Annotated in this window: 13 protein-coding genes and 1 riboswitch; of the genes, 7 read left to right on the top strand and 6 right to left on the bottom strand. The window is 69.4% G+C overall.

Annotation, left to right across the window (positions count from 1 at the left end):
- The first annotated feature begins 92 nt into the window (after positions 1-92).
- Positions 93-1,490, top strand: coding sequence for a PTS transporter subunit EIIC (locus QWM81_RS19720; protein ID WP_290113448.1), 1,398 nt, complete (start codon positions 93-95; stop codon positions 1,488-1,490).
- Positions 1,491-1,580: 90 nt separating this feature from the next.
- On the opposite strand, the gene QWM81_RS19715 is transcribed toward QWM81_RS19720, so the two are convergent.
- Positions 1,581-1,784: a hypothetical protein gene (locus QWM81_RS19715; protein WP_290113447.1), complete on the bottom strand. Its 204-nt coding sequence runs from the start codon at positions 1,782-1,784 to the stop codon at positions 1,581-1,583.
- Complete coding sequence (locus QWM81_RS19710; RefSeq protein WP_290113446.1) at positions 1,781-1,996, bottom strand: hypothetical protein; 216 nt, start codon at positions 1,994-1,996, stop codon at positions 1,781-1,783. Before QWM81_RS19710 ends, QWM81_RS19715 begins: the two co-directional genes overlap by 4 nt.
- Before the next feature lie 115 nt (positions 1,997-2,111).
- Here QWM81_RS19710 and QWM81_RS19705 point away from each other — a divergent pair, with 115 nt between their 5' ends.
- From QWM81_RS19705 to QWM81_RS19690, 4 genes are all read left to right on the top strand, one after another.
- Positions 2,112-2,954, top strand: a complete 843-nt coding sequence (locus QWM81_RS19705) for a helix-turn-helix domain-containing protein (RefSeq protein WP_290113445.1) — start codon at positions 2,112-2,114, stop codon at positions 2,952-2,954.
- Positions 2,935-3,177, top strand: coding sequence for a DUF397 domain-containing protein (locus QWM81_RS19700; RefSeq protein ID WP_290113444.1), 243 nt, complete (start codon positions 2,935-2,937; stop codon positions 3,175-3,177). The genes QWM81_RS19705 and QWM81_RS19700 overlap by 20 nt, the downstream gene beginning before the upstream one ends.
- A 274-nt stretch (positions 3,178-3,451) precedes the next feature.
- Complete coding sequence (locus QWM81_RS19695) at positions 3,452-4,297, top strand: hypothetical protein (RefSeq protein WP_290113443.1); 846 nt, start codon at positions 3,452-3,454, stop codon at positions 4,295-4,297.
- Positions 4,298-4,344: 47 nt separating this feature from the next.
- Positions 4,345-5,025, top strand: a complete 681-nt coding sequence (locus tag QWM81_RS19690) for a Uma2 family endonuclease (protein ID WP_290113442.1) — start codon at positions 4,345-4,347, stop codon at positions 5,023-5,025.
- Between the two features lie 94 nt (positions 5,026-5,119).
- On the opposite strand, the gene groL is transcribed toward QWM81_RS19690, so the two are convergent.
- From groL to thrC, 4 genes are all read right to left on the bottom strand, one after another.
- Positions 5,120-6,742: a chaperonin GroEL gene (groL, locus tag QWM81_RS19685; RefSeq protein WP_290113441.1), complete on the bottom strand. Its 1,623-nt coding sequence runs from the start codon at positions 6,740-6,742 to the stop codon at positions 5,120-5,122.
- A 379-nt stretch (positions 6,743-7,121) separates the two neighbouring features.
- Positions 7,122-7,328: a cold-shock protein gene (locus QWM81_RS19680; protein ID WP_003967346.1), complete on the bottom strand. Its 207-nt coding sequence runs from the start codon at positions 7,326-7,328 to the stop codon at positions 7,122-7,124.
- Positions 7,329-7,737: 409 nt separating this feature from the next.
- Positions 7,738-8,013: a ubiquitin-like small modifier protein 1 gene (locus QWM81_RS19675; protein WP_290113440.1), complete on the bottom strand. Its 276-nt coding sequence runs from the start codon at positions 8,011-8,013 to the stop codon at positions 7,738-7,740.
- Between the two features lie 34 nt (positions 8,014-8,047).
- Positions 8,048-9,367 carry a threonine synthase gene (gene thrC / locus QWM81_RS19670; protein WP_290113439.1) on the bottom strand — a complete coding sequence of 440 codons (1,320 nt, stop codon included), beginning with the start codon at positions 9,365-9,367 and terminating at the stop codon, positions 8,048-8,050.
- A riboswitch (SAM riboswitch) is annotated at positions 9,361-9,506 on the bottom strand. (Overlaps the previous gene by 7 nt.)
- A 116-nt stretch (positions 9,507-9,622) precedes the next feature.
- Between thrC and QWM81_RS19665 the strand changes: the two genes are divergently transcribed.
- Complete coding sequence (locus QWM81_RS19665) at positions 9,623-10,567, top strand: glucosyl-3-phosphoglycerate synthase (RefSeq protein ID WP_290113473.1); 945 nt, start codon at positions 9,623-9,625, stop codon at positions 10,565-10,567.
- A 45-nt stretch (positions 10,568-10,612) separates the two neighbouring features.
- On the top strand, positions 10,613-12,064 hold the full coding sequence (locus QWM81_RS19660) for an alpha,alpha-trehalose-phosphate synthase (UDP-forming) (RefSeq protein WP_290113438.1): 1,452 nt from the start codon (positions 10,613-10,615) through the stop codon (positions 12,062-12,064).
- Positions 12,065-12,072 lie beyond the last annotated feature (8 nt).

Here is a 12,072-nt window from a genome sequence, read left to right as displayed (position 1 = left end):
GTCGCACCGCAGGGGGCGGAACGGGTGGGCACAACCCACCCACCGGCGCGGACCCGCCGCCGCTCCCCCCGCCCCCTGGCACCATCCGCGCCATGACCGACCCCCGCACCAACCCCCGCGCCAACCCTCGCACCACCGCCGCCGCCCTCCTCCCCCTGGTCGGCGGCGCCGCGAACGTCACCTCCGTCGCGCACTGCATGACCCGCCTCCGCGTCGGCCTGCGCGACCGCGCCCTCGTCCGCGACGACGAACTCAGAGCCCTTCCCGCCGTGCTGGGCATCGTCGAGGACGACGAGACGTACCAGATCGTCCTCGGCCCCGGCACCGTCGCCCGCGTCACCCCCGAGTTCGAAGCGCTCCTCGTCCAGACCCGTGGCGAAGCCATCAAGGCCGCCCAGAAGACCCGGAACGCCACCCCCGCCAAGCTGTTCCTCCGCCGCCTCGCCAACATCTTCGTCCCGCTCATCCCCGCCCTGATCGGCTGCGGCATCATCGCCGGGCTGAGCGGCCTGCTGCTCAACCTCCACTGGCTGCCCGCCCTGACCCCCGCCCTCACCGCCATCGCGTCGGGCTTCATGGCGCTGATCGCCGTCTTCGTCGGCATCAACACGGCGAAGGAGTTCGGCGGTACGCCGGTACTGGGCGGCGCGGTCGCCGCGATCATCGTGTACGCGGGCGTCGCCAAGGTCGAGGCCTTCGGCCAGCAGCTCTCCCCCGGCCAGGGCGGCGTCCTGGGCGCGCTGGCCGCCGCCGCGCTCGCCGCGCACATCGAGAAGTGGTGCCGCCGCCGCATCCCCGAGGCCCTGGACGTGCTCGTCACGCCCACCCTCACCGTCCTCCTCGCGGGCCTGGTCACCGTCTACGGCCTGATGTTCGTCGCCGGAGAGGTCTCCGCCGCCATCGGCAAGGGCGCCGACTGGCTGCTCGCGGGCGGCGGCGCGGTGGCCGGCTTCGTACTCGGCGGGCTGTTCCTGCCGCTCGTGATGCTGGGCCTGCACCAGGCGCTGATCCCGATCCACACCACCCTCATCGAGCAGCAGGGCTTCACCGTCCTCCTGCCCATCCTCGCCATGGCGGGCGCGGGCCAGGTCGGCGCGGCCGCCGCCGTCTACGTACGCCTCCGCCGCCACACCGCCATCCGGCGCACCATCCGCTCGGCGCTCCCCGCCGGGCTCCTGGGCGTCGGCGAACCACTCATCTACGGCGTCTCGCTCCCCCTCGGCCGCCCGTTCGTCACGGCCTGCGTGGGCGGGGCGTTCGGCGGCGGCTTCATCGGCCTGTTCCACATGCTCGGCGACACGGTCGGCTCCACGGCGATCGGCCCCTCCGGCTGGGCCCTGTTCCCCCTGCTCCACGGCGAACGCGGCCTGAGCCTCACCACGGTCGCGGTCTACGCGGGCGGCCTGCTGGTCGGCTACGCCGCCGGGTTCGCCGCCACGTACCTCTTCGGCATCAACAAGGAACTCCTTAGCCCCCCACCCGCCCCTTGAGGCGACCGGCCGCCCGTCTCGGAAGCCTCACTCGAACCGGCGACGAATGCACAGAACCCCTAGTCCGGGCAGCTTGACGGCCGACGCCCTTCACGGCAGGCGATGCTGCCGGTTCAGCTCCCGCACCCGGGCGCGCAGTACCTCCCCCGGCGGTGCGGGGGCCAGGGCGTCGTCCGGGCAGTCCCACTCCCGGCCGCCGCCCGGCGGACGGAGCTGTACGTAGCCGCCGACCTTCCCCATGACCTGACCCACCCGCCCGTCACGGGTGTCGATCACGTACTCGCCCTTCCTCATCGGCGCGCCTCGCACAGAAAGGCGACCAGCCGCATGGCGGTGTCCATGTTGCAGCGACCGAGATCGATCAGCGGATACGGTGCGTCGCTCGCGGCCGACACCGGGTCCACGCGCAGGGACGGCAGAGTGACCCCCACCCTGGCCAATTCGTCCCGCAACTGAGCCACTACGTCCTCGGCCGCTCGCAGCCGCTCCGCCGATCGCAACCCCATGACCAGGCACCTCCACGCTGTGTGTTCGGGTTCTGCACACAGAGTGGTCGATTAGAGGCTAGCCTGAAAGCAATGGCGGCCCAACAACCCCATCTGTGCTAACGGGAGTTGACACATGCCCGGTCCAAAGGATCTAGATCCGTCATCTTCGCCCAGGGCACTTCTTGGCGCCGAACTGCGTCATGCCCGTGAAAACGCCGGTCTAAGCCAGGATGCGCTGGGCGAGGCGCTCTTCGTGAGCGGCTCGTTCATCGGCCAATTGGAGGCCGGCACGCGCCGCATGCAGCCGGAGATCGCGGCCAAGCTGGACGAGATACTCGGCACGAACGGCTTCTTCGAGCGCAACTGCAAGGCCGCCAACAAGTCGAAGTATCCCGATCATTTCGCGGAAGCGGCGGAGGCGGAAGCGGTCGCGACGGCCATCAAGGAGTACGCACCGCTGCTGATCCCGGGCGTGTTGCAGACGGAGGCGTACGCGCGTGAGGTCTTCCGCGCGTACCAGCCGACCGCCACGGAAGACGTCATCGACGGCCTGGTCGAGGCACGACTCGCCCGCTCGCACCTGCTGGACGATCCAACGAAGCCGCTGTTTTGGGCAGTTCTGGACGAAGCCGTGCTGAGGCGAAAGGTCGGCGGCGCGGGGGTGATGGCGGAGGCGCTGGGGTACGTGGCGGAGCTGGCGCGCAGGCACAGGATCATCGTGCAGGTGCTGCCGTTCGAAGCGGGGGCGCACGCCTCATCGAACGGAGCGCTGAGGTTGATGGCCTTCGACGACGCGCCTCCGCTCGCCTATCTGGAAGTGCTGGGCACCGGTCAGTTGGAAGACAACCCAGCAGCCGTCGCACGGTACGAACTGTCATACGATCTGGTGAGGGCCAGCGCAGCGTCACCCCAAGAATCCCTGGCCCTGATCGAATCAGTGGCGGAGGATTACGCCCATGAAGATCGACATCCTTGAGTGGCGCAAGTCCAGCTACAGCGGCGGCGAAGGCGGCAACTGCGTGGAAGTGGCCACCTGGCGCAAGTCCACGCACAGCGGCGGCGACGGCGGCAACTGCCTCGAAGTCGCCGATGGCCACCCCGACATCGTCCCCGTCCGTGACTCCAAGAACCCCGGCGGCCCGAAGCTCGTGTTCCGGGCCGCCGCGTGGTCCGCGTTCGTAGCGGACCTCAAGCAGTAGCAGTTGCGTACCGGCCCCGGGGATCACGCCTCAGGCCCCGGGGCTCAATCCCCGAGCATCGAGCCCTCTTAACAAGGATTGGTACTGAGGGTCTGATTGATAACCCGCCCACCCACCCGGCGAGTTGTCGCCAATCTGACTATGCGAAGTGCATTTGCCACGTAGGGTGATGAGCCTCTAGCGTGCCCGAATAACGAACGGCCCCCGCCGGTGCGGCAACACCATGCGAGGGCCTGACCACCGAGATCGACACACGTAAGGAAACACCGATCCCATGGCTGACGCCGAGCTTAGTGCTGCCGAGCACCCCCTCGCCAACCCCGGTTACGGCAAGCGTTCCGCGCCTGGTCAGAAGCCCGCGACCGCGCATGACTTCGACCACCTGCCGCCGCGTGAGGCGAGCATCGCGGGCTACATCGACCGGCTGGATGAGGGCGCCGACATCTCGTACAAGACGCTCGCCAAGTTCATCCCCGCGTACGGCCAGTGCGCCATCCGCACCGCGCTGAACAACCTGGTCCGCGCGGGTCATCTGCGCCGGGGGCTGGAGCACACCGCGGGCTCGGGCAGCCAGCACTGGGTGACGCGGACGTGGTGGTCGCGTACCGCGCGGGACGACGAGTGGTGGGCGGCGTTCCAGCGCGGGGACGTCCCGGAGGACAAGCCCCGGCGACAGACCCGATCACGGGCGTTCATCCTGCTGGCCGCGCTGGGGCGCGAGGAGCCGATGATGTCACTGTCCGCCCAGGACTGCACGGCGCTGGAGCCGCTGGTCAGCGAGTGGTTCGAGCGGGGCGCCGACGAACGGCACATCATGCACGCCCTGACCGCCGGCCTCCCGCAGCAGGTGCACCGCCCGGTCGCGCTGGCCCGTACCCGCCTCACCACCAAGATCCCACCCGAGCGCACCGAGCCCTACCGCCCGCCCCTGCGCGTCCTGGAGTGCGCCACATGCGGCGACCCGGCCCGCCCGGAAGCCCTCCTGTCCGGCGAATGCGCCCCCTGCCGCGGCGAGCCCGTCCCCGTACCCCGATCCACCCTCGCTCCCGACGAGGTCCGCGCCCGCGCCGCCGAGGCCAGAGCGGCAGCCACCCGCCGGCCCGAAAGGAGCCACACATGACCACTCGCACCAGAAGCGGGGCACGATGTTGGGGAGGAGGCGACACGATGACCCCTGGCACCGAAGAGCGCCCGCAGATGCCCGTCGAGGACTTCGAGGAGCTTGTCCGCCGGGCCCCGAAGACGGTGAGGAACCGGCTGGAATTTCTCGGCGGGAGGCTGTGCGTCAAGCACGGCCCGATGGACGTCGAGGATTTCGAGGAACTCGCCCGCAGCGCCCCGGAGACCGTCACGCTGGAACTCATCAACGGAAGGCTGAAGGTCAAGCCCGTGCCCGACGGCGACCACGGATCGATCATCATGTGGCTGATCCGGCAGTGCATGCAGCAGCGCCCCGATCTCGACCTCCATCCCGAGCAGGGCCTGCTGGTCGAGGGTTACCGGAACGGGCGGGCGAAACCCGATGGCGCGCTCACGCCCGTGGGTTACTTCGCCGGGCACGGCGACTGGGCGGACCCGGCGGGTGTCCTCATGACGGTGGAAGTCACGTCCTTCGACTCCGACACCGACCGCCGGGACCGCAAGGAGAAGGGCATCGGATACGCCCAGGCGGGCATCCCCGTCTTTCTCCTCATCGACGGCAGCTCCGACACGCTCACCGTCCACAGCGAGCCGGAGCACGGGACGTATCAGAAGAACGTCCTCTACAAGTACGGCGACACCGTCACGCTCCCCGACCCCGTCAACATCACCCTCGACACCGAGAAGCTCAAGGACTACGCCCACTGAGCACGGGGCCCAGGAAACGCCCGAGGGCGGCACCCCCTCGCAGAAGGGGTACCGCCCTCGGTTCCGTAACGGAACTTACCGATCCTCGAAGGGATCAGAAGTCCATGTCACCGCCCGGCATGCCGCCCGGGGCACCGGCCGAGGCCTTCTCCGGCTTGTCGGCGATGACGGCCTCGGTGGTGAGGAACAGCGCCGCGATGGAGGCCGCGTTCTGCAGGGCAGAGCGGGTCACCTTGGCGGGGTCGATGATGCCCTCGGCCATCATGTCGACGTACTCACCGGTCGCGGCGTTCAGGCCGTGGCCGACGGGCAGGTTGCGCACCTTCTCGACGATGACGCCGCCCTCGAGACCACCGTTGACGGCGATCTGCTTGAGCGGGGCCTCCAGCGCCAGCTTGACGGCGTTGGCACCCGTGGCCTCGTCGCCCTCCAGGTCCAGCTTCTCGAAGACCGAGGAGGCCTGGAGCAGGGCCACGCCACCACCGGCGACGATGCCCTCCTCGACGGCGGCCTTGGCGTTGCGCACCGCGTCCTCGATGCGGTGCTTGCGCTCCTTGAGCTCCACCTCGGTGGCGGCACCGGCCTTGATGACGGCCACGCCGCCCGCGAGCTTCGCCAGGCGCTCCTGGAGCTTCTCGCGGTCGTAGTCCGAGTCGGACTGCTCGATCTCGGCGCGGATCTGGTTGACGCGGCCCTGAACCTGCTCGCTGTCACCGGCACCGTCGACGATCGTGGTCTCGTCCTTGGTGATGACGACCTTGCGGGCGCGGCCCAGGAGGTCCAGGCCGGCGTTCTCCAGCTTGAGGCCGACCTCCTCGGAGATGACCTGGCCACCGGTGAGGATGGCGATGTCGTTCAGCATGGCCTTGCGGCGGTCGCCGAAGCCCGGGGCCTTGACGGCGACGGACTTGAACGTGCCGCGGATCTTGTTGACGACCAGGGTCGACAGGGCCTCGCCCTCGACGTCCTCGGCGATGATCAGCAGCGGCTTGCCCGACTGCATGACCTTCTCCAGCAGCGGAAGGAGGTCCTTCACGTTGCTGACCTTGGAGTTGACGATCAGGATGTACGGGTCGTCGAGCGACGCCTCCATACGCTCCATGTCGGTGGCGAAGTACGCCGAGATGTAGCCCTTGTCGAAGCGCATACCCTCGGTGAGCTCCAGCTCCAGACCGAAGGTCTGGGACTCCTCGACGGTGATGACGCCTTCCTTGCCGACCTTGTCCATGGCCTCGGCGATGAGCTCGCCGATCTGGGTGTCGGCGGCGGAGATGGAGGCCGTGGAGGCGATCTGCTCCTTGGTCTCGACATCCTTCGCCTGCTCCAGCAGCGCACCGGAGACGGCCTCGACGGCCTTCTCGATGCCGCGCTTGAGCGCCATCGGGTTGGCGCCGGCGGCGACGTTGCGCAGACCCTCGCGGACGAGCGCCTGGGCGAGGACGGTCGCCGTGGTCGTACCGTCACCGGCGACGTCGTCCGTCTTCTTGGCGACTTCCTTGACCAGCTCGGCGCCGATCTTCTCGTACGGGTCCTCGAGCTCGATCTCCTTGGCGATGGAAACACCATCGTTGGTGATCGTGGGGGCGCCCCACTTCTTCTCGAGGACGACGTTGCGACCCTTGGGGCCCAGGGTCACCTTGACGGCGTCGGCGAGCTGGTTCATGCCGCGCTCGAGGCCGCGCCGTGCCTCCTCGTCGAACGCGATGATCTTGGCCATGTGAAGTGGTCCTCCCGGACAGGGGTGGAAAAGCCGGACCGCGCTGGCGCCCGCGACGGACGGCCTGCCTGCCTGGTGGTTCCTTGCCCCACCTGGCCTGCGGACCTCACCGACCCGGTCCTTCGTTGTCACTCTCACGCTTAGAGTGCTAACGCCAATGATTAGCACTCGACCCATGCGAGTGCAAGCGCCTCTCGCAGAGAGGACGCCCGCGTCCGGCCCGTTTCCGGCCCGCCTCCGGGCCGCCTCCGAGCTGGCTCCGGGCCGTTTCCCGGTGGCCGCGGGCCGGGTCCGGGCATACGCGAGGGGTCCGTATCCAGCTGGATACGGACCCCTCGGCGCTCGTGAAGTCGATGGTCGATCGATCGCGACGCGGCGGTCAGCCGACGGCGAGCTTCACCATGTCCGCCTGCGGACCCTTCTGGCCCTGCGAGATCTCGAACTCGACTCGCTGACCTTCTTCAAGGGTGCGGTACCCGTCCATCTGGATCGCGCTGTAGTGGACGAAAACATCCGCACCACCGTCGACCGCGATGAAGCCGTACCCCTTCTCCGCGTTGAACCACTTGACGGTGCCCTGAGCCATGCCTAACTCCCCTATTACTGGCCCTTGCGCAGGACCGCACTTCGCGGACCCGGGTCAGACCTCGCCCCCTGATGGGTGGGGACGTGCGCCGGAACGCGTCGACCGCCGCTGAATGTATCTGCCCAACTGCCGTCTGCAACAGGTCAATCGGACGAGAAATCCGAGCACGCGTGAAGGGAAAAGTTCCCCGAATTGCGCTGAACCCCGGGCAAGTCGGGCCCGGCAAAGCGCACATACGGCGCATTGTGCGGGCACATATTGTCTGCATCTTGCTGCGACCGGACGCATTCTCATATGCGGGTGGCACGGTCAGCGGCGGGGGCTTCCCCAACTCTACCGCGCTCAACCATGCAGAATTGCCCCCTCCGCTTCTCGCGCGGAGGGGGCAATTCCGTTTCTTCGAAAGGGGTCAGCCGCCGGCGACGGCCGGAATGATCGACACGCCGGCGCCGTCCGGCGTGGCCGTTCGGAGGCCGTCCTCGAAGCGCACGTCGTCGTCGTTGACGTACACGTTGACGAACCGGCGCAGCTTGCCCTGGTCGTCCAGGACGCGGGCGGCGATGCCCGGGTGGTTCTTCTCCAGCGACTCGATGACCTCGGCGAGGGTCGCGCCCTCCGCCGTGACCTCGGCCCGGCCGTCCGTGTACGTGCGGAGGATGGTGGGGATGCGGACGTTGACGCTCATGGGTGGTTCTGCCTTTCGAAGATGTTTCGGCGTCTCAGCGGGCCAGGCCCGCGTCGCGGAACGCGTCCAGGCTCGGGCGGATCGTCGCGGTCGGGCCGGTGGTCGGCGCGACGGCGTCGAGGGTCTTCAGGCCGTCGCCCGTGTTGAGCACGACGGTCGTCAGGGCCGGGTCCAGTACGCCCGCCTCGATGAGCTTCTTCGTCACGCCCACGGTCACCCCGCCCGCTGTCTCGGCGAAGATGCCCTCGGTGCGGGCCAGCAGCTTGATGGCGTCGACGACCTGCTCGTCGTTGACGTCCTCCACCGCGCCGCCCGTGCGGCGGGCGATGTCCAGGACGTACGGGCCGTCGGCCGGGTTGCCGATGGCGAGCGACTTGGCGATGGTGTTCGGCTTCTGGGGCCGTACGACGTCGTGACCGGCCTTGAAGGCCGTGGACACCGGGGAGCAGCCCTCCGCCTGGGCGCCGAAGATCTTGTACGGCTTGTCCTCGACCAGCCCGAGCTTGATCAGCTCCTGAAGGCCCTTGTCGATCTTCGTCAGCTGCGAACCCGACGCGATGGGGATGACCAGCTGGTCGGGCAGCTGCCACCCCAGCTGCTCGCAGATCTCGTACGCGAGGGTCTTGGAGCCCTCCGCGTAGTACGGGCGGAGGTTGACGTTGACGAAGCCCCAGCCCTCACCCAGCGGGTCGCCGATGAGCTCGGAGCAGAAGCGGTTGACGTCGTCGTAGTTGCCCTCGATGCCGACGAGGTCGCCCCCGTACACCGCGGCCATGACGACCTTGCCCTGCTCCAGGTCGTGCGGGATGAACACGCACGAGCGGAAGCCGGCCCGCGCGGCGGCGGCGCCCACGGCACCTGCCAGGTTCCCCGTCGAGGAGCAGGACAGGGTGGTGAAGCCGAAGGCGCGGGCGGCCTCCAGGGCCTGGGCGACGACGCGGTCCTTGAAGGAGTGCGTGGGGTTGCCGGAGTCGTCCTTGACGAACAGCTTGCCGGGTTCGACGCCCAGCTCGCGGCCGAGGTTGTCGGCCTGGACGAGCTTGGTCCAACCGGGGTTCAGGTTGGGCTTGCCGGCCACGTCCGCCGGGACGGGCAGCAGCGGGGCGTAGCGCCAGATGTTCGCGGGACCGGCCTCGATCCGCTTGCGCAGGGCCTCGGGGTCGCCCTCGGGCAGGTCGTAGGCGATCTCAAGGGGGCCGAAACACAGCTCACAGGCGAAGATCGGGCCGAGCGGGAAACGCTCGCCGCATTCGCGACAGGAGAGGGCGGAGGCGGGCCCGAGGTCGACGTTCTTGGCGGTGTCCGAGGTGGCGACAGTCTGTACAGCCATGGAGGCGAGGCCCTTTCTCCTCATCTTCCTCATGGCGCACTTCGCCATGAGACGGATTTGGCACCTTCCCTAGCCGGGGCCTCGCGCGAAGATCATGCGAGTGCCGGCTGGAGGGTTGCCGGGGCTTCAACGGGCCGTGTCCCTCTGCCCCTCTGGATGAGCGGTATTCGATTGTGAACGCCTGACCCCGACATGCATCGGTCATCGGCGTTGTTCAAGACTGTAACGGAACCCCTGGACGCTTGAGATGGCCGTCCGATACGCGAGATGGAGATCACGTTGCTGGATGAGGTGGAGCGCTGGCTGGACCGGCGGTCCTGGTCCGTGGCCGACCGCACGCTCGACCAGCTGCTCGCGGCGAAGCACGGTACGACCGTCAGTGTCGTCCTGCCGGCGCTGAACGAGGAGGCGACGGTCGGGGAGATCGTCGCGGTGATCCGCCGCGAGCTGATGTCGGAGGCGGTCCCGCTGGTGGACGAGCTGGTGGTGATCGACTCCGGTTCCACGGACCGTACGGCGCAGGTCGCGGCGGCCGCCGGGGCGCGTGTGGTGCACCGGGACGCGATACTGCCGCGGATACCGGCCGTGCCCGGCAAGGGTGAGGTGCTGTGGCGGTCGCTCCTGGCGACGAGCGGCGACATCGTGTGCTTCGTGGACGCGGACCTGCGTGACTTCTCGGCCGATTTCGTCACCGGGATCGTGGGCCCGCTGCTCACCGACCCGTCCGTGCAGTTCGTCAAGGCGATGTACGACCGCCCGCTGGGGACCGTGGCCGGCCAGGGCGGGCGGGTGACCGAGCTGGTGGCGCGGCCGCTGCTGAACCTGCACTGGCCGCGGCTCGCCGGGTTCGTCCAGCCGCTGGGCGGCGAGTACGCGGCCCGCCGCTGCCTGCTGGAGCGGCTGCCCTTCCCCGTGGGGTACGGGGTGGAGCTGGGCCTGCTGGTGGACGCCCTGCACACGGTGGGCCTCGACGCGCTCGCGCAGGTGGACGTGGGGGTGCGCAAGCACCGGCACCAGGACGAGCGGGCGCTGGGGCGGATGGCGGCGGCGATCTACCGGACGGCTCAGCTGCGGCTGTCGCGGGGGCACCTGGTGCGGCCCCGGCTGACCCAGTTCGACCGGGGCGACGGCGGCTTCGTACCGCGTACGCACGAGGTGGACACCGAGGAGCGGCCGCCGATGGTGGAGGTGGCCGAGTACGCGCGGCGCCGCCGGGTGGCGTGAGGGCCGTACGTTTGAGCGTTTCCGCAACGGGCTAGGTTCGTCTCCATGGCAGCCCAGATTCTCGTCGCCTCGAACCGCGGTCCCGTCAGCTACGTGCCTCGCGCGGACGGCACGCTCGACGCCCGGCGCGGCGGGGGCGGGCTGGTGTCGGGGCTCTCCGCGATCGGACCGGAAGCGGGGGCGCTGTGGGTGTGCGCGGCGCTGACGGACGGTGACCGGCAGGCGGTGCGGCAGGGGCTCGTGACCGAGCCGGGCGTGCAGATGCTGGACATCGACGCGGCGGTGCACGCGGACGCGTACAACGGGATCGCGAACTCGGTGCTGTGGTTCGTGCACCACATGCTGTACCAGACGCCGCTGGAGCCGGCGTTCGACGCGGAGTTCCGCCGCCAGTGGGTGGCCTACCGGCTCTACAACCGGGCCTTCGCCGAAGCCCTCGCCCAGGAGGCCGCCGACGGCGCCGCCGTGCTGGTCCAGGACTACCACCTGGCCCTCGTGCCCGGCATGCTGCGCGAGCTCCGCCCCGACCTGCGCATCGGGCACTTCTCGCACACCCCGTGGGCGCCGCCGGAGTACTTCTCCATGCTGCCGGACGACATCGCCGAGGAGCTGTTGCTCGGCATGCTGGGCGCGGACCGGCTGGGGTTCTTGACCTGGCGGTGGCTGAAGGCGTTCCAGTCCTGCTGCGGTACGTCGCTGAGGGACCGGGACGTCCAGGTGCACTGGCCGAAGGACCAGCCGCCGAGCGTCCAGGTCGCGGCGCCCGGCGGGCACACGCGGCGCACGTTCCTGGGCGTGCACGGGCTGGGCGCGGACGGCGACTTCCTGCGCGAGCGGTCGCGGCGGGCGGACGTGGACGACCGGATGGCGATGCTGCGGGAGCAGATCGGCGGGGAGGACCGTCGCGTGATCGTCCGCGTCGACCGCACCGAACTGTCCAAGAACATCGTGCGCGGCCTCATGGCGTACCGGACGCTCCTGGAGCAGCACCCCGAGTGGCGCGAACGGGTGGTCCACCTGGCCTTCGCGTACCCCTCCCGCCAGGACCTCTCGGTGTACCGCGAGTACACCGCGCGGGTCTCGCAGCTCGCGGACGAGATCAACGCGGAGTACGGCCGCGACGGCTGGACCCCGGTCATCCTCCACGTCGAGGACGACTTCGCCCGCTCCCTGGCCGCGTACCGCCTGGCGGACGTCGCGCTGGTCAACCCGATCCGCGACGGCATGAACCTGGTCGCCAAGGAGGTCCCGGTCGTCTCCGACGCGGGCTGCGCCCTGGTCCTCTCCCGTGAGGCGGGCGCGTACGAGGAACTGCGCGACGAGGCCCTGGTGGTCAACCCCTACGACGTGACGGGCACGGCCTCGGCGCTCCACGAGGCCCTCTCGATGCCCCCCACCGAACGCGCGGAACGCACCAAGCGCCTCTCCGTCGCCGCCACGGCCCTCCCCCCGGCCCGCTGGTTCCTCGACCAACTCACCGCCCTGCGCACCGTCTGACGGCCACG

The sequence above is a fragment of the Streptomyces ficellus genome, assembly GCF_030406405.1.
Lineage (GTDB): Bacteria > Actinomycetota > Actinomycetes > Streptomycetales > Streptomycetaceae > Streptomyces > Streptomyces ficellus_B.
Note: the sequence above shows the minus strand (reverse complement) of the source record. Positions and strands in the feature narration are given on the sequence as shown.